The sequence below is a fragment of the Streptomyces sp. CA-146814 genome, from assembly GCF_050942385.1.
Classification (GTDB): Bacteria; Actinomycetota; Actinomycetes; order Streptomycetales; family Streptomycetaceae; genus Streptomyces.
The window spans coordinates 3,411,232-3,429,089 of sequence record NZ_CP192068.1 but is presented as its reverse complement, the minus strand read 5'-3'; the positions used below and the strand labels follow the sequence as shown (position 1 = coordinate 3,429,089).

The 17,858-nt window shown below is 69.8% G+C and carries 17 protein-coding genes; 9 read left to right on the top strand and 8 right to left on the bottom strand.

Translation table 11 applies throughout. The features are described 5' to 3' along the window. Positions 1 to 2 precede the first annotated feature (2 nt). Together ACQP09_RS15150 and ACQP09_RS15145 are read right to left on the bottom strand one after the other, a co-directional pair. Positions 3 to 1,616, bottom strand: a complete 1,614-nt coding sequence (locus ACQP09_RS15150) for a DUF885 family protein (RefSeq protein WP_433399624.1) — start codon at positions 1,614 to 1,616, stop codon at positions 3 to 5. An 87-nt stretch (positions 1,617 to 1,703) separates the two neighbouring features. After that, complete coding sequence (locus ACQP09_RS15145; RefSeq protein WP_433399622.1) at positions 1,704 to 2,081, bottom strand: MbtH family protein; 378 nt, start codon at positions 2,079 to 2,081, stop codon at positions 1,704 to 1,706. 485 nt (positions 2,082 to 2,566) lie between these two features. On the opposite strand from ACQP09_RS15145, the gene ACQP09_RS15140 reads away from it, so the two are divergent. The 4 genes from ACQP09_RS15140 to ACQP09_RS15125 all read left to right on the top strand — a co-directional run bounded on the left by ACQP09_RS15140 (position 2,567) and on the right by ACQP09_RS15125 (position 6,931). Next, complete coding sequence (locus ACQP09_RS15140; protein WP_433406604.1) at positions 2,567 to 3,457, top strand: cupin-like domain-containing protein; 891 nt, start codon at positions 2,567 to 2,569, stop codon at positions 3,455 to 3,457. Between the two features lie 50 nt (positions 3,458 to 3,507). Continuing rightward, positions 3,508 to 4,758 carry a diaminobutyrate--2-oxoglutarate transaminase gene (ectB, locus tag ACQP09_RS15135; RefSeq protein WP_433399619.1) on the top strand — a complete coding sequence of 417 codons (1,251 nt, stop codon included), beginning with the start codon at positions 3,508 to 3,510 and terminating at the stop codon, positions 4,756 to 4,758. A gap of 127 nt (positions 4,759 to 4,885) precedes the next feature. Then, positions 4,886 to 6,172: an MFS transporter gene (locus ACQP09_RS15130; protein ID WP_433399616.1), complete on the top strand. Its 1,287-nt coding sequence runs from the start codon at positions 4,886 to 4,888 to the stop codon at positions 6,170 to 6,172. An 18-nt stretch (positions 6,173 to 6,190) separates the two neighbouring features. Beyond that, on the top strand, positions 6,191 to 6,931 hold the full coding sequence (locus ACQP09_RS15125) for a thioesterase II family protein (protein WP_433399614.1): 741 nt from the start codon (positions 6,191 to 6,193) through the stop codon (positions 6,929 to 6,931). A gap of 279 nt (positions 6,932 to 7,210) precedes the next feature. Here ACQP09_RS15125 and ACQP09_RS15120 read toward each other — a convergent pair whose 3' ends face one another. Next, a complete protein-coding gene (locus ACQP09_RS15120) occupies positions 7,211 to 8,149 on the bottom strand; it encodes a 3-oxoacyl-[acyl-carrier-protein] synthase III C-terminal domain-containing protein (protein ID WP_433399612.1) in 939 nt (312 codons plus the stop codon). Positions 8,150 to 8,627: 478 nt separating this feature from the next. Here ACQP09_RS15120 and ACQP09_RS15115 point away from each other — a divergent pair, with 478 nt between their 5' ends. From ACQP09_RS15115 to ACQP09_RS15095, 5 genes are all read left to right on the top strand, one after another. Continuing rightward, a complete protein-coding gene (locus tag ACQP09_RS15115; RefSeq protein WP_433399609.1) occupies positions 8,628 to 10,169 on the top strand; it encodes an amino acid adenylation domain-containing protein in 1,542 nt (513 codons plus the stop codon). After that, positions 10,166 to 10,435, top strand: a complete 270-nt coding sequence (locus ACQP09_RS15110; protein ID WP_433399606.1) for a phosphopantetheine-binding protein — start codon at positions 10,166 to 10,168, stop codon at positions 10,433 to 10,435. Before ACQP09_RS15115 ends, ACQP09_RS15110 begins: the two co-directional genes overlap by 4 nt. Positions 10,436 to 10,523: 88 nt before the next feature. Beyond that, positions 10,524 to 11,225 carry a hypothetical protein gene (locus tag ACQP09_RS15105; protein ID WP_433399603.1) on the top strand — a complete coding sequence of 234 codons (702 nt, stop codon included), beginning with the start codon at positions 10,524 to 10,526 and terminating at the stop codon, positions 11,223 to 11,225. Beyond that, complete coding sequence (locus tag ACQP09_RS15100; protein WP_433399600.1) at positions 11,222 to 11,467, top strand: phosphopantetheine-binding protein; 246 nt, start codon at positions 11,222 to 11,224, stop codon at positions 11,465 to 11,467. Before ACQP09_RS15105 ends, ACQP09_RS15100 begins: the two co-directional genes overlap by 4 nt. A 163-nt stretch (positions 11,468 to 11,630) precedes the next feature. Next, the gene (locus tag ACQP09_RS15095; protein WP_433399597.1) at positions 11,631 to 12,719 is read left to right on the top strand and encodes a cytochrome P450; all 1,089 of its coding nucleotides are present in this window, start codon (positions 11,631 to 11,633) and stop codon (positions 12,717 to 12,719) included. Between the two features lie 289 nt (positions 12,720 to 13,008). On the opposite strand, the gene ACQP09_RS15090 is transcribed toward ACQP09_RS15095, so the two are convergent. The 5 genes from ACQP09_RS15090 to dpgB form a co-directional block, all read right to left on the bottom strand. Then, positions 13,009 to 14,340 carry a sulfate adenylyltransferase subunit 1 gene (locus tag ACQP09_RS15090; protein WP_433399594.1) on the bottom strand — a complete coding sequence of 444 codons (1,332 nt, stop codon included), beginning with the start codon at positions 14,338 to 14,340 and terminating at the stop codon, positions 13,009 to 13,011. A 2-nt stretch (positions 14,341 to 14,342) separates the two neighbouring features. Beyond that, positions 14,343 to 15,278, bottom strand: a complete 936-nt coding sequence (gene cysD, locus ACQP09_RS15085; RefSeq protein WP_433399591.1) for a sulfate adenylyltransferase subunit CysD — start codon at positions 15,276 to 15,278, stop codon at positions 14,343 to 14,345. After that, positions 15,275 to 15,829 (bottom strand): adenylyl-sulfate kinase, encoded by a 555-nt coding sequence (gene cysC, locus ACQP09_RS15080; protein ID WP_433399588.1) that lies wholly within the window; start codon positions 15,827 to 15,829, stop codon positions 15,275 to 15,277. The genes cysD and cysC overlap by 4 nt, the downstream gene beginning before the upstream one ends. A 67-nt stretch (positions 15,830 to 15,896) precedes the next feature. Continuing rightward, entirely contained in the window at positions 15,897 to 17,195 is a 1,299-nt protein-coding gene (gene dpgC / locus ACQP09_RS15075) for a (3,5-dihydroxyphenyl)acetyl-CoA 1,2-dioxygenase DpgC (protein WP_433399585.1), read from the bottom strand. Continuing rightward, positions 17,192 to 17,851, bottom strand: a complete 660-nt coding sequence (dpgB, locus tag ACQP09_RS15070) for an enoyl-CoA-hydratase DpgB (protein ID WP_433399582.1) — start codon at positions 17,849 to 17,851, stop codon at positions 17,192 to 17,194. Before dpgB ends, dpgC begins: the two co-directional genes overlap by 4 nt. Between the last annotated feature and the right edge of the window lie 7 nt (positions 17,852 to 17,858).

Genomic DNA, 17,858 nt, shown 5'->3' with positions numbered 1-17,858 from the left:
CCTTACATCGTGGTGGACGCAGCCGGAACGAGCCGGCCGTCGAGGTAGTAGCGCCATGCGGCGGACAGCGGGGCGCTGCCGCAGCGCAGCAGCCGGTCGTGGAAGGCCTTCAGGTCGGCGGCCGACGTGCCTGCACCGGCCAGTTCGCGCCAGCGCCGGATGTGCAGTTTTCCTAGCGTGTACATGGCGCCAGCCGGGTACGCGGCCACGGCCAGCACCTCGCGGCCGGCCCGCTCCGGCGACCACGCGCACAGGGTGGCGGCCTTGAGCGCGGCGGCGCCGAACTTCATGCGTCCCGAGTGGACGGAGAGGAACACCAGCAGGCGAGTGGCGGCCTCCAGCGCGTGGCGCAGGGCGGCGACCTCGACCAGCGGGCGGCCCTCGGCAAGGCCGCGTTCGATCGCCAACTCCTCGGCGTAGTGGGCCCATCCCTCCGTGATCCCGGGAAACCACGGCACGCACCTGCGGATCACCCCGGCGTGCGGGGAGGTGGCCTCGTGGTGCAGATAGTGGCCGGGGACGGCCTCGTGCACAGCGATCATCTCGAGCATCGGCTCGTTGAGATAGTCGCGGAGTGCCGCGGGGTCGGCGGGCTCGGGGACGTGCAGCACATGCGGCTGCGGGACGGTTTCGAGTGCTCCGGCGTGGTCGAAGACGACCGCGGCGGAGGTCGACGCGTCGCGGGCTGGCCGGATGTCGAGGCCGTAGCGGTTGGTGAGGGTGACGACGTCCTGCTCGGTCCAGAACTCCCTGAGCCGCTCGATGATCCCCGACAGTGAGGCGACCACCGATCCGGCCGGGAGCCGCGCACTCAGCAGTCCGTAGGTGTCCTCACGACTGCCCACGCCCAGCCGCACGGAGAGTGCGTCGAGACGGGCGACCAGGTGTCGCACCTCGTCATCGACCTCGGCGAGCAGGTCGTCCACCGGAGTGTCGACCCCTTCGGCGGCCTCGAGGTAGCCGGCGAGCAGCTCGGGACCGAAGACCGCGCGGGCCGGCTCGGTGGCCGCGACCGCGTCCGCGAAGCCCGCGAACGCGGCTCCCGCGGAGTCGGCCAGCCTCAGGAGAGAGCCGTCGGCCAGGTCCGGCCGTGCCGCGACGAGTTGGGCCGCGAGGTTCGGTACGGACGCTGCGCGGGCCCTGGCGTTCTCGATGCCGCTGATGCGCTCGCCCGCCGGCAGCGTGCCGCCGAACGTCTTCGCCGCGGCGGCGAGGAAGTCCGGCAGCTGGGTGAGATGGCGCGACAACGCCGTGACGCGCTCGTCGAGCGGTGCGTAGTGGCCGCGCAGGTAGACCTGCACATCGGTCTCGGCGAGCCACAGGTCGGGCCCGCGGTGGGCCCGGCCGAGCTCGGCGATGCGGAACCGCTCGTCGTCGAGCACCCGCATCGCCGTGCCGAGGTCCGCCCGCACCTCCGGGTCCGCGTTCTCGGGCAGGGCGTCGAGCTGCGCACGGACCGTGGTCAGCAGACCTTCCACGTCGGACCGCAGGTCGGGCGAGACCTCGGGCAGCCGGGCGTCGAACTCATGTCGGCCCGCGCGCCTGGCCACCTGCGGATATCGCTCGAAGACGTGGTCGACCACATCGGAAACGGAACTCGGGGCAGCAGACGTCATGTCACTTTTCTCAGAGAATGGCGATCCGGCGGTGCGCGGAGAATGGATGCGCAATACGCGTCACGGAATGCTCGGCGAAATTTCTGACTAGGTCGTCTCGTTGCCAGTGCTGGGCTCGATGACATTTCCGTCGTCGCCGTAGATCACATCGTCGTCGAGGCTGGCCAGCATATTGCGAAGCTCCTCGGGAGACATGGCCTTGAGGTCGTCTGCGTCAACCAGCTGCGAGAGTACCATTCGACTTCCCTGTGCAGTGAGAGATCCGGCATTTTCGAGGGCCTCGCGCACACTCTTCGGACGCATATCGGTCCACGCGCTTTCGATGTGGTCGAGGCATTCCTGGCGAGGGCGGGAGCCGCCCACCGCCGTCCAACCGGCCGGCAGGTCACGGGCGGCCGGCCATATCGAATACTGTTCCTCGCTGTTTATCACCACGAGGTACTGGGCGTTCTCGTCGTCGAACATCGGATGGAGAGGTCCCCTGCTGTCGGCCTCGATGGGAGGGAGGCGGGATGCACTGTCGGATGAGAATGCTGCTGAATACTTACGTGCCGCCCGTTCGGGAGGCCGGTAATTCATTCCCAGCAGTTCGGCTGAATGGAAGCTAGGCCAGGCCGATTGAGAGTGTCAAGAAACGAGAAATGCTTGGTGCTCAACCGGCTGTTCTCCTGGGGTTGCCCTTGACCGTGCGACCGGACCTGGGAATGCTCGAACCTTGGCAGAAGCACCGCACGGGCGAAAGAAAAAAGGCCGGAAGATCGGAAACCGTCCGAACGGTCCACCCGGACACCGGCCTTTGCGAAGTCACCTCGCACTGTTCGACCGATGCCGCGCTCCACTTGGACAGCAACCGACGCGGGGCTCCGGCGACAGCGGTACCCGCACGGGCGACGAGGCGTCCCATGCCCGCACGCCTACGCGGAAGACGATAGGAGATGGCAGTGACAACGATGGCCCCACCGGTCCCTGTGGACGTGCGGACCGAGCTGAGCCTCGAAGAGTTCCGCGCCGAGTACATGGGGCGCAGGCCCGTGGTGATGCGTGGCGCGGCCGCACACATGCCGGCGGTGTCCATCTGGTCGGCCGCCCACCTCGGCGATGTGGCGCCTGAGCAGCAGGTACGCGTCAAGGTCGGTACCGTCTCCGCGGGCCGTACCGCTGTCGTCCGCCTCGGCGACTACGCTCGTGAACTCGCTCGGTGGGAGGCTGCGGCTGCCACGGGAGAGGACGCCGGCGACCCGCCGGGCTACCTGCACGATGTGCCACTGCTGTCGACCCTTCCGGAGCTCCGACACGACCTGGAGCCGTTCCCCACCGACTTCTTCCCACCGTTCTTCCGCGATCAGTGGTGGAAGTTCACACAGTTCTTCGTCGGGCCCGCGCGCGCGGTGACACCGCTGCACTTCGACACGCTGCTGACCCACAACCTGTTCTTCCAGGTGCAGGGCTCCAAGCGGTTCGTGATGGTTGCCGACGCGGAGCGTGACAAGTGCTACACCTACAACTGGCGGTGGGCGGGGGTCGATCCGGAGGCTCCTGACCTCGACCGGTACCCGCGCTTCCGGGACGCGACGGTGCTGTCCTGCGACGTCGAGGCGGGGGACGTCTTCTACATGCCGCCCGGAACACTGCACCAAGTCACCTCGCCGGGCGCGTCGATCTCGTTCAACATCGACTGGCATGACCGGGCCAGCGCTTTGCGCGGCCTCGCCGCAGTGCGCGAAGGCATGCCGCTGAAGAACCTGCGGTACAACTCGCTGTTCGCGCTCGGGGTCGTCGCTGGACTGCCGCGCGGTCTGCTGATGCCGGGCCTGCGCTCGTACTACTCCTACATCTCCTAGCGAAGACCGGACCACGGTCGCGCTGTCTCCCGTACCGAGAAGGGGCTTCCATGAGCATCTTCGACCAGCACGAGTCGAACGTGCGTTGCTACAGCAGGCGTTGGCCAGTCGTCTTCTCCCGCGCGACCGGCAGTCGCCTGCACACCGCGGAAGGCGGAAGCTGGCTCGACTTCTTCGCCGGAGCCGGCTCGCTGAACTACGGGCACAACAATCCGGTGCTCAAGCGGGCGCTGCTGGACTACATCGACAGCGACGGCGTCACCCACGCGCTCGACATGTTCACCACCGCCCGGCACGACCTGCTCGAAACACTCGTCGACGTTGTGCTGCGGCCCCGGGGCCTGGACCACAAGGTGATCTTTCCGGGCCCGGGCGGCGCCAACGCCGTCGAGGCGGCCCTGAAGCTGGCCCGTACCGTCACCGGCCGCACCGAGGTCGTGCACTTCACCAATTCCTTCCACGGCGCGACGCTCGGCGCGCTCGCGGTCACGGGCAACCCCGCCCATCGCCGGGGCGCAGGCATACCGCTCACCGGCGCCACGCCGGTGCCGTTCGACGGCCAGGACGGGCACCCCCGCCCCGAGTACCTCGAACAGCTCCTGACCAACCCGGGCAGCGGCCTCGACCGGCCGGCCGCGGTGATCGTGGAGACCGTGCAGGCCGAGGGCGGGGTGAACGTAGCGAGCACCGAGTGGCTGCGTGCGCTCGCACAGCTGTGCCGGCAGCACGAGATCCTGCTGATCGTCGACGACATCCAGGCCGGCTGTGGTCGGACCGGCCCGTTCTTCAGCTTCGAGGACGCGGGCATCGTGCCGGACCTGATCTGTCTGTCGAAGTCGATCGGCGGATACGGACTTCCGCTCGCGCTCACTCTGGTCCGGCCGGAGCTGGATGTGTGGGGGCCGGGCGCCCACAGCGGCACGTTCCGCGGCGTGAACCCGGCGTTCGTCACCGCGGCGGCGGCGATGTCCGCCTTCTGGCGGGACGACGTACTGGAGAAGTCGACGCGCAGCAGGGGCGAGTGGATCGGGAACGCGCTGCGGGACATCGTCCAGGCGCACCCGGGCATGGGCCTGTCCACCCGCGGACGCGGCCTCATCCACGGTCTGGTCCTCGGCGAGGGGCTGGCCGACGAAGTGGCCGACGAAGCCTTCACGCGGGGCCTGCTGGTGGAGACCGCCGGACCCCGGGACGAGGTCGTCAAGCTGCTGCCGCCGCTCACGGCCTCCGACGCGGAGCTGGCCGAGGGGCTCTCGATCCTCGCGGACTCCGTACGCAAGGTGTCCGAGCGGACCTCATGAGCACGACCTCGACCGTTCCGACCGTCAGTTTGACCGTGATGCCAGACAGGAGTCCGCTTGTGCCCCCCCAGCACATCGCCAGCGTTCAGGATCTACCGCTCGCTCCGACACGGCGAGGAGCACACGGATGATGCCGGGCAAGGGCATCGGTAGGCGTCTCGCTCTGGCCGAAGCGCTGGCGCCGTTCTCCCTGCGGGAGTTCCGCATCCTGTGGATCGGGCAGGCCGTGTCGGCCGCCGGCGGCGGGATGACCAAGGTCGCGCTGATCTTCGCCGTACTGGCGGTGGACGGCTCGGTCACCGACATCGGACTGGTCATGACCGCGCAGGTCCTGGCACAGATCATCTTCGCGCTGGCCGGCGGAGTGTGGGCGGACAGGCTGCGCCGCCAGGTCCTGATGCTGTCGTCCGACCTGATCCGCGCGGCCACGCAACTGGTGCTGGCCACTCTCCTCGTGTCCGATGCGGCCCAAGTGTGGCATCTGGCCGTCGGCGCCGCGGTCTTCGGTGGCGCCCAGGCGTTCTTCGGCCCGGCCTCCAGAGGCCTGATGGCGGAGATCATGCCGCCGGAGCAGCTCCAGCGTGGCAACGCGCTGATGTCTTTCTGCATCAGCGCGTCCACGGTCCTGAGCCCGGCACTGGCCGGCGTGGTGATCGCGTGGTGGGGGCCGGGCCTGGTGCTGGCGGTGGATGCCGTCACGTTCATCGTGAGCGCGGTCTCGCTGGCGTCACTGCGCCTCGCCCCGCGTACCCTGCCCGCGCCCGAGACGTTCTGGCGCGATCTGGGCACCGGTTGGCGTGAGTTGTCCGTACGCAAGTGGCTATTGATCAACATGTTCGTGCACATGATGCAGAACCTGGCGGTCGCGGCCTACTACGTGCTCGGGCCGGTGATCGCGGACAAGTCGCTCGGCGGGCCGTCCGCCTGGGGCATCATCGTGTCGGGCTTCGCGGCCGGCGCCCTCGCGGGCGGGTTCGTCGCACTGAAACTGGAGCCGCGCAGGCCACTGGTCGTCGGCAACCTGGCGCTGGTCCTCACCGCGCTGCCGCTGCTGACACTCGCGGTGCCGATGCCTCTGTGGTGCGTGGTCGGCTCGGCCTTCCTCAGCGGCGCGGCCACCTTGTTCCTCGACGCGCTGTGGCAGGCGTCGATGCAGCAGCTGATCCCGCAGGAAGTGATATCGCGGGTCGAGTCCTACGACTGGCTGATCTCCACGGTCGCTGCTCCGCTGGGCCTCGCCCTGGTCGGTCCGCTGGCCGGTCAGACCGGTCATACCACGACTCTGCTCATCGCCACCGTGATGATCGTCGTCCCGTGCAGCCTCACTCCGCTGGTGCCCGGCGTCCGCGCGGTCCGGCGTGCTTCCGACGGCAAGATCACCGGACCGGCCGTCCCCCAGCTCACCCGCGTGTGAGCCGACGAACGAGGAGTCATGGTCAAGGGACAGAGCGCATGGATCCGCCGGTACCGGCCGGCACCCGAGGCGGCGGTGCGGGTGATATGCCTTCCGCACGCCGGGGGCTCCGCGAACTACTTCCGGCCGCTGGCGACGGCACTGCCACCCACGGCAGAGGTGTTGGCCGTGCAGTATCCCGGCCGGATGGACCGCGTCAACGAACCGTACGTCGGCGACTTCGAGGAGATGACCGAGCGCACGCTCGCCGCGGTGGGCCGCGAGGTGGACAGGCCGGTGGCGTTGTTCGGACACAGTATGGGCGCGCTGCTGGCGTTCCAGGTGGCCAAGCGCCTGGAGGCCGAGGGAGTCCCTCCGCTGGCGCTGTTCGCCTCAGGAGCACGGCCACCCGGCCGGTCACTACTCCCCAGGCACACGCGCCCGAGGACCGATGAGGAACTGATCACGGACCTCGCCTTGCTGAACGGCACCGACGAACGGTTGCTGGACAACCAGGAGATGCGCACGCTCGTGCTGTCCGCGCTGCGCGCGGACTACCGGATGCTGCGGTCCTACCGACGTGACGATTCGGCGCTGGCGTGCCCGCTCGCAGCGCTGACCGGCGATGACGACCCCGTCGTCCCGGTTGACGACGCGGGTGGGTGGTCGCGCCACACCACCGGCGCGTTCGGGCTGCACGTCTTCGCCGGCAAGCACTTCTACCTCGCCGACCATTGGGCCGGGGTGAGCACGGTGATCACCAAATATCTCGCGGCCTGAAGTGCGGTGCGTACGGGATGATCCGACGCGGAGCACCCTCTCGTCCGCGACACCGCACGCGGGCCGTTCGGCCGGACGCTCGGCTCCGTGTCCGGTGTCCGATCGGCGAAACGACCTGGCTTGCCCGCGCTCCATGCGCGGGCAAGCCTTTTGTGTCCGTGCCCGAGACGGATCTCGCGGATCACGATTCCGTCGCGTTCCCGTAGGCCGGTGGGCAACGGCCGTGAGAACGCAAGCCGCCGGAGAGGGCGGCTCCGTGCGGTTCGGGGGCCGGAGGCCTCAGCCGTCGACCTGCCATGCGGGCCGCGCCAGAATTTCCAGAACGGCGCAGCCGAAGCTGAATCCGGTGGAGTCGCCCAGCAGGACGACCCGGTCTCCTGGCCGCGCGGCCCCCGTCTCCAGCAGGTGGTTCAGTCCGACGAACGAGTCGCCGCCGCTCGTGAGATGGCCGACCGTGCGCCCCAGATCCCACGTCGTGTGCTTCTCATCGATCCCGAACTCGGCGAGGAAACCGCCCTCGACCAGAAAGCGTCCCGTGTAGGGCAGGAGCCAGTGCCCGATGTCCCGGGCCTCAAGGCCGGCGTCGGCGAGGGCCCCCCGCACACAGTCGCGTTTCGCCTCGGCCATGGTCCGCATCATCGACACGACCCGCTCACGCTGCGCCCGCCGGTACTCCCGGCGGTCCTCGAAGTGAGCGGGGTCGAGGCCGGCCAGCCCATTGATCCGGCCGTCGCCGACGATGTCGGTGGCGAGGACCCGAGCCACGCCGTCCCCGCCGCCCAGCACCATGGCGGTCGCGCCATCGGCGGCCACACCGCCTTGGTCGTCGCGGTAGCGGTCGCCTTCCCGCTCGTACTTGTCCGCCGAGGTCAGCACGGCCGCGCTGCCGGCGGCTACGTACATCGCGCCGATCTCCAGTGCCGCGAGCGCCCCGTTGCAGCCCTGCCGCAGTCCAAAGGCCCGGGCACGGCCGTCGTGAGCCATGCCCTGGACGTAGGAGGCGGGCTCGACGATCCCCTTGGGGCCCTGTTCGTCCACGTAGGCGTGGACGAACAGGCCGATACCGGCCGGGTCGACGGCGGACCGGGCGATCGCGGCCCGCGCGGCGTCGATGGCCATGTCAGCGGCGCAACCACTGCCCGCGACCGCGATCGACTCATAGCCGTGCGCCTCCCGGAGGGCGGAGTCGTACCGGCCTGCCTCCACCGCGTCGGCCACGGGCTCCCGGTCTCCCAAGACGACCGCACAGGACCGGACATACACATCGCTCCAACGCACGAGGAAGCCTCCAGGGATCATCAGGGTGGGTGCTGAGCGTGAACGGCTGCGACCGTAACGGCCCGTGCTCCGTCCCAGCAACGCCCGCCCCGCGCCCGGTCACCGCACCGCACCGCCCCGCCTGCCGCGCTCGCCTTCGGGGTGTTCATGCTCCGCGTGCGCGCCTTCACTGAGCGGCGGTGCTGTGGATACGATCCCGCGACGAACCGGGCTGGGGCGGGAGCTGATCCACGCCCCCTGCTGCTCGACTGTCGCAGCAGACAGGCGACGTGCTGCCCGGACCAGCAGAACCGAAACTCAGCCAGGACAGAGATCCCTCGCGATCCGCGAACGGGTCGAGACGAACATGCTCGACGACGGTGACGGCAACCGTCGCACGTTGGGAGTCCACATGTGCCAAAAGGAGCGGGCGGCGACAGTGCGGCCGCCCACGCTGTGGGGCGGGACCGCGGAGCCGGGGTGCCTGTTCGACGGACTGGTTCGTACGGTGGAGGAGGGGCCCGGCCGGCTCGCCGTGGTCGACGGGGCGACCCGGCTGACCTACGACGAGCTGTGGCGGTGGGTCGCCGAACTCGCGGAGACCCTCGTCGGCCACGGCATCGGACCCGGCAGCCGGGTCGCGGTGACCGGCGAACGCGGCGCCCGCACCATCACGGCCCTGCTCGCCACCATCGCGGTCGGCGCCACCTATGTGCCGCTGGACGCGTCGTACCCAGCCAAGCGGCTCGCCTTCATGCTGCGCGACAGCGGGGCGAGTCTGCTGCTGCACGACGGCCCCAGGCCGACGATCGCCGACGAGGTCAGAACCCTTGCCATCGAGGACTCCACCGGCGCCGGTGCCCGTGGCTTCCGGCCGGTCGCCTGCCGGCCGGACCTGCCGTTGTACGTCATCTACACCTCCGGATCGACCGGCCTGCCCAAGGGCGTGACGATTCAGCACAGTTGCCTGGACCCTCTGATCGCCTGGCAGCGCGGCGACTCCGTCCGGCCCGGGCTGCGGACCGCGCAGTTCGCTCCCCTGAACTTCGACGTCAGCTTCCAGGAGATCCTGGGCACCCTGTGCGACGGCGGCACCCTGGTCATTGCCCCGGAACCGCTGCGCCGCGACCCGTTCACCTTCCTGACCTGGCTGGCCGACCACGGCATCGAGCGCCTGTTCCTGCCCTACGTCGCCCTGCACATGCTGGCCGTGGCGGCCTCGGCGCAGGACGGCGGCCTGGGCCTGTCCCTGGTGGAGGTGAACACAGCGGGCGAGCAACTGCTGTGCACACCGCCGATCCGGGCGTTCTTCGAGGCTCTGCCCCAGGCCCGGCTCGGCAATCACTACGGGCCCTCCGAGACCCACGTGGTGACGGCATGGACGCTTCCCGCCGGCCCCGCGGACTGGCCGCTGCTGCCGTCCATCGGCCGGCCACTGCCAGGCTGCGAGCTGCTCCTGGACCCCGACAACCAGCAGGAGCCGACCATCGGTGAACTGCTCGTCGCCGGCGCCCCGGTCTCCCTGGGCTATCTCGACCGTCCGGAGCTGAACGCCGAGCGCTTCGTCACCGTCGCGCGCTCTCCGCAAGGGCACACCAGAGCGTTCCGCACCGGTGACCTGGTGCGCTTCGAGGACGGGCTGGTGCACTTCCTCAGCCGCCTCGACCATGACGTCAAGATCCGCGGTGTGCGGGTCAACCTCCTGGAGATCGAGGCCTGTCTCATGCGGCAGCCCGGCGTCTCCACCGCGGTCTGTGTGGCCCTTGAACCGGTCACCGGCTCGCGTCAGCTCCGCGCCGCCGTCACTCTGCGCCCCGACGAGGCGGAGCCCGGCGACCTTCGCGCGGCGCTGGCCGAGCTGCTGCCCGAGGCCTCGGTGCCCGCGTCGGTGACCGTACTGCCCGGGTTGCCCCGGACCTCGAGTGGCAAGATCGACCGCGACTCGGTCGCGCGGTCCCTGACGACCGGAGGTGCCCGATGACGGCTGAACCTGCCCTGGACCAGGCCACCACGACCCACCGGCGGCGGATCGCCGAGATCTGGTCGGCAGCCCTCGGCACCCAGGTGACCGGAGCCCACCACGACTTCTTCGCCGATGGCGGCGACTCCTTCCAGGCCGTGCTCGCGACAGCGACGGTTCGTCGCGAGTGGGGTGTCGATGTCCCCGTCCAGCTCCTCATCGACCATCCGGTGCTGGCCGACTTCGCGGACCGGGTGGCACAGCTGGCAGACGAGCAGTCCCGGTGAGGCGGTACGGAGTTCGGCGCTCGCCGCAGCGCCGGCCGGCCGGAGCGGCAGCGGTGGCGGGAGCCGTCGACGTACGGGAAGGGCACGCATGCTGAGGATCTTGGACTACCCGGGACGCAGGCCGGAGGCCCCGGTCACCGCGCTGGAACTCGACGGCATGGTCGGTCTGCTCAAGGACCCGCTCCCGGTCGAGGCCACCGGCCTTGCCTACGCGGCCCGGCTTGACGACGGTCCCGGGCCGATCCTGGCGTACTGTGCCGCGTCGGCGATCGCGGTGCATCTCGCCCGCCGGTCCGGATACCCGCGCCCCCTGATCCTGTTCGACCCGATGCCGGCTGGTGACGACGACGTCGCACGCGCCTACGCCGACGCGGTCGGCCAGGTGCCGGGCGGCAGCGAGCCGCCGGTGCCGTTCGACGAACTGCCCGCCGAACCGGGGATGTTCCTGCAGGCCGTCGACGAGGACCTGAGGCGCCGCGCGGAGACGGCCCTTCGGGCACAGGGGCTGAGTGGCGACGTGATCGCCGAACCGGTGGCCCACTTCGCCCGACAGCACCTGGCGTACCTCTCCTACCTGCTTGCGGCGCGGGGCGCGCTGCCCCCCGAGCCGATCGGGCCGATGCTCCAGGTTCTCTCCCGCGAACACCCCGACCACCGTGACTGGCTCCCCGCAGGAGAGCTGACCACCCTGCGTATCGACAGTGACCGGACCGGGCTCACAGCCCACGAGGCGACCAGGAACGGTGTGACGTCGTTCCTGGCCGCAGTGACAAGGAGGCAACACACATGACCGACAAGGAACTGCGCCGCGCGGTACGGACGGTGTGGGAAGAGGTTCTCGGCGCCGACGTCGACGACGACACCGACTTCTTCGACGCAGGCGGTACCTCGTTCGCCGCACTGCGCATCGTCGCGACACTCAACAGCCGCCACGCGATAGCGATATCGGTGAAAGCGCTGTTCGAAAACTCCCGATTCACCGACTTCGCGGCGGCCGTGGACCAGGACCCCGGACTGACCCGGCCGGCCTGAGAAGGCCCCAGGTCACTCCGCACACCATCACGAGATTTTCCAGGCCATCGAGAAGCAGGGGGCTTCCTTGTCCGTGTCGTTGACGGTCGATCTGTTGGATTCAGCGCTGTACGCAGAGGGAAACCCGCACGAGGTCTGGCGAGCCATGCGGGAAGCCGGCCCCGTGCACCATCAGGTGGCGAAGACCGGCTCGGAGCATTGGGCGGTGGTCGGGCACGCGGCAGGCAGACAAGTGCTGCACGACTGGAAGGTGTTCACCTCCACCCGCGGCGCGTTGCTCCGCGAGGACGACAACGCCGCTCCCTATCCCGGTGCCGGGAAGATGCCGGTCCTCACCGATCCGCCGCGCCACACCGACTTGCGCAGGGCTCTCGCCCAGATGTTCACACCGCGCGCCGTGGAGAAGCTGAGCGCGCTGGCTCACGAGGTGGCGCGTGCGCTTCTGACGGATCTGCGTGCGCGGGGCGGTGGCGATTTCGCCGCTGATGTGGCCGCGAAGTTCCCCCTGGCGGTCCAGGCCGAGATGCTCGGCATACCGGTCGAGGACATACCGATGCTCCTCGACGCCACGCGTCGCTCCGTGGACGAGTCGGACCACGATTCCTTCGGTCACCACGATGTGATGACGTACTTCCTGCAGGCGCTCGGCACGCGGCGGGGCGAAGCCGGCCGCAACCTGATCGACGCACTGCTCGAAGCGCGGGCAGGCGGTCTCCCTTTGACGGACGAGGAGATCGTATTGACGTGCGACAACGTGGTGGTGGCCGCGAGCCAGACGGTCCAGCACGCCGTGAACGGAGGCCTCCTGGCTCTGCTGGAGCATCCGGCCGCGTGGGAGGCACTGCGCGAGGGGCGACTCGGTGTCGACTCCGCCGTCGACGAACTGCTGCGCTGGACCGCGCCTGCCACGCACGTGATGCGCACCGCGGTCCGCGACACCGAACTGGCGGGCACCACGATCCGGGCCGGTGACGCGGTGGCCGTGTGGGTTCCCGCCGCCAACCGGGACCCCGCCGTCTTCGCCCGCCCGGAGGAACTGGTTCTGGACCGCAGCCCCAACCCGCACCTGTCGCTCGGCGGCGGCATGCACTTCTGCCTCGGAGCCGCCCTGGTGCGTGTGCTGATGCGGGCGCTGCTCAGGGAGCTGATCGGGGCGGATACGTCTCTGGCGCTCGCGAACAAGCCTGTGCGGCACTCCACCTGGGCGGTCAACGGGATACGTTCCTTGCCGGTGGAGGTCGTTCCTGCCTGACCGGGACCCCGGCTGCGCAGCAGCGCCCGGAGCCGTCCGCCATCGTTCACCCAGCGCCGCCGTGGTCTGCAGCGACGCCCAGGTCGGCGGTGACGGGCGGCTCGACGTGGTCGTCTCCCGTTCGAGCGCCGAAGGGCGCCGTACCGACCGCGCCGATGGCCGCTCCGGGCGCCGATCAGGTCAAGCGGCAGGCGGCACCGGCGGGCCCAGGAGGCCCGCCGGTGCCGTGAGGAACAGCGCTGTCCCAGGCCCCGCACTCGAACGGCAGGACGCGCCACCACCCGTGCCGTCAGAAGTCCCAGCCCTCCTCGTCCCGCACCGGGACCGCGGCGGCCTGCGCGGCGAAGGCGGGGCCCGCCATCCCCGCGGCCAGCGTGTTGCCGTCGGCCGGGTCGATGAGCAGGAAGGATCCCGTGCGGCGACAGTCGGCGTAGTCGTCGATGGGCAGCGCCTCGGCGGTACGGATCACCACCTGTCCGATGTCATTGGCCACGAGCGAGCCCGGTGCCGGGTGCAGGGACAGATCGTCCAGCGAGAGCCGGGACGGGATGTCCGTGACTATTGCCTTGACGACGCGGGTGCCGTGCTTGAGCAGCACGCGGGCGTCCGGGGTGAGCGGCCGGTCCGCCACCTGACAGATCGTGGCCACGACGTCCTGGCTGACGGGCGGTGCGCACGTGACCGGAGCGATCAGGTCGCCGCGCGATACGTCCAGCTGGTGGGCCAGGCGCAGCGACACCGACTGCGGGGACCGGGCGGTCCCGACGTCCTCACCGAGCAGGTCGATGCCCGTGACGGTCGTCGTCCGGTGTGACGGCAGGACGACGATCTTTTGGCCGACGCTGAAGGAACCAGCGGTGATCTGGCCGGCGTAGGCACGGTAGTCGGGATGCTCGGGGGTCTGCGGACGGATGACGTACTGTACCGGGAAGCGCGCCGGGTGCCCGGCCGGCTCGTGACCGGGCAGGACGGTCTCCAGGTGCTCCAGCATGGTGGGCCCGGCGTACCATTCCATGCGCGGGCTGGGCTCCACGACGTTGTCGCCGTTGAGCGCCGAGATGGGGATTGCGGTGACCGCGGGCACGCCCAGCTTCGCGGCGTAGGCGGTGAAGTCGTCGGCGATGGCGGCGAAGGTCTCCTCCGCATGGCCCACGAGGTCCATCTTGTTCACCGCCAGCACGACGTTCGGCACCCGCAACAGCGCGGCGACCGCCGCGTGGCGACGGGTCTGCTCGACGACGCCGTTGCGGGCGTCGACCAGCACGACGGTCAGGTCGGCGGTGGAAGCACCGGTGACCATGTTGCGGGTGTACTGCACGTGGCCGGGGGTGTCTGCCAGGATGAAGCGGCGGCGGGCCGTGGCGAAGTAGCGGTAGGCGACGTCGATGGTGATGCCCTGCTCCCGTTCGGCCCGCAGGCCGTCGGTGAGCAGGGCCAGGTCGGGAACGTTCTGCCCCCTGTTCCGAGATGCTTGCTCGACAGCCGCCAGTTGGTCGACCGGTACCGACTTCACGTCGTGCAGCAGCCGGCCCACCAGCGTCGACTTCCCGTCGTCGACGGAGCCCGCGGTGGCGAAGCGCAGCAGCGTGGTCGACGCCTTCTGTGCCGTGGTGCTGGTCATCGTCAGAAATACCCTTCGCGTTTGCGGTCCTCCATCGCGGCCTCGGACATCTTGTCGTCGGCCCGCGTGGCCCCCCGTTCGGTGATCCGGGAGGTGGCTGTCTCGGCGATCACGGCGTCGAGACTGGCTGCATCCGAGTCCACCGCGCCCGTGCAGGACATGTCGCCCACGGTGCGGTAACGCACCAAGCGTGTGTGCACCAGTTCGTCGTCCCTCGGGCCGCCCCAGCCGCCGGCGGTCAGCCACATGCCGTCCCGCAGAAATACCTCGCGCCTGTGGGCGAAGTAGATCTCAGGCAGCTCGATGCCCTCGCGGGCGATGTACTGCCACACGTCCAGCTCGGTCCAGTTGGAGATGGGGAAGACCCGGACGTGTTCCCCGGGAGCGTGGCGGCCGTTGTACAGATTCCACAGCTCGGGGCGCTGGCGGCGCGGGTCCCACTGCGAGAACGCGTCGCGCAGCGAGAACACCCGCTCCTTGGCGCGGGCCTTCTCCTCGTCACGGCGTCCGCCGCCGAACACCGCGTCGAACCGTTGATCGCGGATGGTGTCGACCAGCGGCACCGTCTGCAGCGGATTGCGCGTCCCGTCAGGACGCTCACGCAGCAACCCCTGGTCGATGTATGCCTGCACCGAAGCGACGTGCAGCCGCAGCCCGTGCTCCGCCACCGTCCGGTCACGGTGGCGGAGCACCTCGGGGAAGTTGTGCCCGGTGTCCACGTGCAGCAGCGTGAACGGCAAGGGCGCAGGCGCGAACGCCTTCAGCGCCAGATGCAGCATGACGATGGAGTCCTTGCCGCCGGAGAACAGGATCACCGGATTCTCGAACTCACCGGCCACCTCACGGATGATGTGCACCGCCTCGGACTCGAGGGCGTCGAGGTGAGTGAGGACCTGGGGCCTGCCCACCTCCTCGGCCACTGCGGTCGATGACGTCATGCGATGCCCTTCCTCTTCAACAGATCCAGTAGTGCCCGCACCGACTCGTCCACGCTCTGCCGGTGAGCCGCGATCCGCAGCTCCGGATCGGCCGGCGGCTCGTAGGGGTCGTCCACCCCGCTCAGCTCGGACAGCTCACCGGCCGCCTGCTTGGCGTACAGCCCCTTCACATCGCGAACGGAGCACACCTCCACCGGTGTGGCCACGTGCACCTCCAGATACGGTGTGCCGGACGACTCGTGGTGCCGCCGAACCTCCTCCCGAACCTCTGCGTACGGTGCGATGACCGGGGCGAGGACGACCACACCGTTGGAGGCCAGCAGCTCGGCGACGAAGCCGATACGGGTCACGTTGGTGTGGCGGTCCGCACGGGAGAAGCCGAGCCCCACGGAGAGGAACTCGCGCACCTCGTCCCCGTCCAGCACCTCCACCCGGTGTCCGGCTGCCTCCAGGCGCCCGGCGGTGGCGGCGGCGATGGTCGACTTCCCCGCGCTCGGCAGGCCGGTCAGCCAGATGGTGGCACCGCGCTCCTTCGCCCCGGGCCGAACCATGATCAGCTCACCTCTTTCCTGCTCGGAGCGTGCGGGCGGTCGGCGCGGGAGCAGCGCGCGGGTCGTTTCAGGACCGCACGAGACACGTCGGCCGAACCTCCTCCACGAACCGGCCAACCTTGCTGATGACGTCCTCGCCGTACAGGCGCAGGGCCTGCTGGAGTGCGAACTCGGCCATATAACGGCGGAAGTCGTCCACCGGCTCCTCGGCCAGATTCAGCATCCTCCGGTTGGGCACGACCGCCGGGCCGCGCAAACGGTCGACGGCGCCGGCCACGGCCGCGTCGATCTCCTCCGGCTCCACCACCTCGTCGATCAGCAGCCTGGCATCCGGCTCGGTCGCCCGGATCCGGCGGCCCTGGAGAATGACCTGCCGGGAGACCCTGGGCCCGGTGTACCGGCCGAGCCGGAAGTTACCGGCCCCGGGCACGATGCCCTCCCGGGCGGCAGGCAGGCTGAGATACGCGTCCGACGCGGCAATGATGTGGTCGAAGGCGAGCAGCAGCTGCGTACCGCCGCCGATGGCGAAGGTCTCGACGGCTGCCACCCACGGCTTCTCGACCGTGCGGGAGTGCCAGGGGGCGTCCTCGGTCCGTATCCCCCGCACGAGTTTGTGGATGTACCCGAGCTCGCGCTGGAGCAGAAATCCGACCAGCGAAATGTCCCCGGCGTGCAGGCTCTTCAGGTTGATGCCCGCGCTGAACACCCGTCGTCCCCGGTAGCGCGGGTGGGTCATCGTGCCGCCGCGCAGCACGCACACCTTCACCTGCGGATCGAGGAGCACGAGATCGACGGCGGTCTCCATGTCGTCGACCTGCTGGTTGTCCTCAGCGTTCAGGCAGTCGTCCCGGCACATCGTGAGGTATGCCGCGCCATCCCGGCGCTCCACCCGGACCGACTTCGTCTCGAGGACGCCCGTGCGCAGGAACTCGGGCAGCAGCCCCAGCGCCCTGGGGGTCGGCCGGAGCATCGTGTCGAGCAGGTGGGCGCCGGCCCTGGGAGCTCCGAGAACGGCCCGCAGGAAGATGCCCTGGTCGATCTCGTAGCCCTCCTTGTCCGCCTGCCGCCGAGCACGGTCCGCCGCGAGCTGCTCAGCGGTCGGCATCAGGCCGGGGAACTCCACCGCGGCGGCCTCCACGAGCTCCGCGATCCGCAGCCGCTCGGTACCGCCGTTCGTCAGGCGGTCGTACACGGCTTCGGCTCTCGTCTCCAGGAAGCGCATCCGCAGCTCTCGTGCGGCATCCTTCGCCGCGGCGACCTCCAGCTGTTCCTCAGGCAGTCGTGAGCCCGGTTCGGGCAGCTCAGACACCAGCTTCTCCACCTGTGCTGCCGTCGCCTGCAGCGCCGACCAGAGCGAAACGCTCACGATGCCACCCCCGCGGGCATACGCAGCACCCGGTCGCACGCGGCCAGGTGCGGGCCCAGAGCGTCCTCGAAGCTCGTCGTCGCGGCGTCGAAGTGCAACTGCCTGCGGATGGCTATCTCTTCGCCGGCCATTCCGTCGACCAGCTCCACGACAGCGGTGAGGGCGGCCGCGAGGTCGTCGGTCAGCTCGTCGGCGAGGCCGATCCGCATCGCGGTGGGGGCCTCGATGGGCTCCCCGAAGAGCAGCGCGCGCCGGACCTGCGCGGCCCCGGCGAGCTGGACGAGCCGGTATCCGGCCATCCCCGGCCAGGTCGCGGCGGCGTCCTTGGCCACCAGCAGCCGGGTATCGGGCGTGACTACCCGGATGTCACAGGCGAGAAAGACATCGAGGGCCGCGCCGCCGCAATCGCCGGACGCCACAGCCACGGTGGCACGCGGGAGCCGCTCCAACCGGCGCAGCGCCCGCTCCCACTTGCTGACCGCTGTCACATCGAGACCGCTGGTCCAGCTCTCGGCCGGGGACCCGCTGAGGCGCACGACCACGGCACCGGAACCGGCCCGGTCCTCGGCCGCATCGCAGAAGGCCTGCACGGCCGCCGCCGTTGCCGCCGTCGGCGGCTCGGTGCCGTCGACCACCAGAGTCAGTGCGTCTTCCATAACGTCC

Coding starts and splice junctions, on each gene's coding strand:
- cysC (WP_433399588.1), bottom strand. CDS start 15,829: ATGGTTCGGCCCGGGGCGAAGGAGCGCGGTGCCACCATCTGGCTGACC.
- ACQP09_RS15140 (WP_433406604.1), top strand. CDS start 2,567: ATGGCCCCACCGGTCCCTGTGGACGTGCGGACCGAGCTGAGCCTCGAA.
- ACQP09_RS15130 (WP_433399616.1), top strand. CDS start 4,886: ATGATGCCGGGCAAGGGCATCGGTAGGCGTCTCGCTCTGGCCGAAGCG.
- ACQP09_RS15090 (WP_433399594.1), bottom strand. CDS start 14,340: ATGACCAGCACCACGGCACAGAAGGCGTCGACCACGCTGCTGCGCTTC.
- ACQP09_RS15100 (WP_433399600.1), top strand. CDS start 11,222: ATGACCGACAAGGAACTGCGCCGCGCGGTACGGACGGTGTGGGAAGAG.
- ectB (WP_433399619.1), top strand. CDS start 3,508: ATGAGCATCTTCGACCAGCACGAGTCGAACGTGCGTTGCTACAGCAGG.
- ACQP09_RS15145 (WP_433399622.1), bottom strand. CDS start 2,081: ATGTTCGACGACGAGAACGCCCAGTACCTCGTGGTGATAAACAGCGAG.
- ACQP09_RS15150 (WP_433399624.1), bottom strand. CDS start 1,616: ATGACGTCTGCTGCCCCGAGTTCCGTTTCCGATGTGGTCGACCACGTC.
- dpgB (WP_433399582.1), bottom strand. CDS start 17,851: ATGGAAGACGCACTGACTCTGGTGGTCGACGGCACCGAGCCGCCGACG.
- ACQP09_RS15125 (WP_433399614.1), top strand. CDS start 6,191: ATGGTCAAGGGACAGAGCGCATGGATCCGCCGGTACCGGCCGGCACCC.
- cysD (WP_433399591.1), bottom strand. CDS start 15,278: ATGACGTCATCGACCGCAGTGGCCGAGGAGGTGGGCAGGCCCCAGGTC.
- ACQP09_RS15105 (WP_433399603.1), top strand. CDS start 10,524: ATGCTGAGGATCTTGGACTACCCGGGACGCAGGCCGGAGGCCCCGGTC.
- ACQP09_RS15110 (WP_433399606.1), top strand. CDS start 10,166: ATGACGGCTGAACCTGCCCTGGACCAGGCCACCACGACCCACCGGCGG.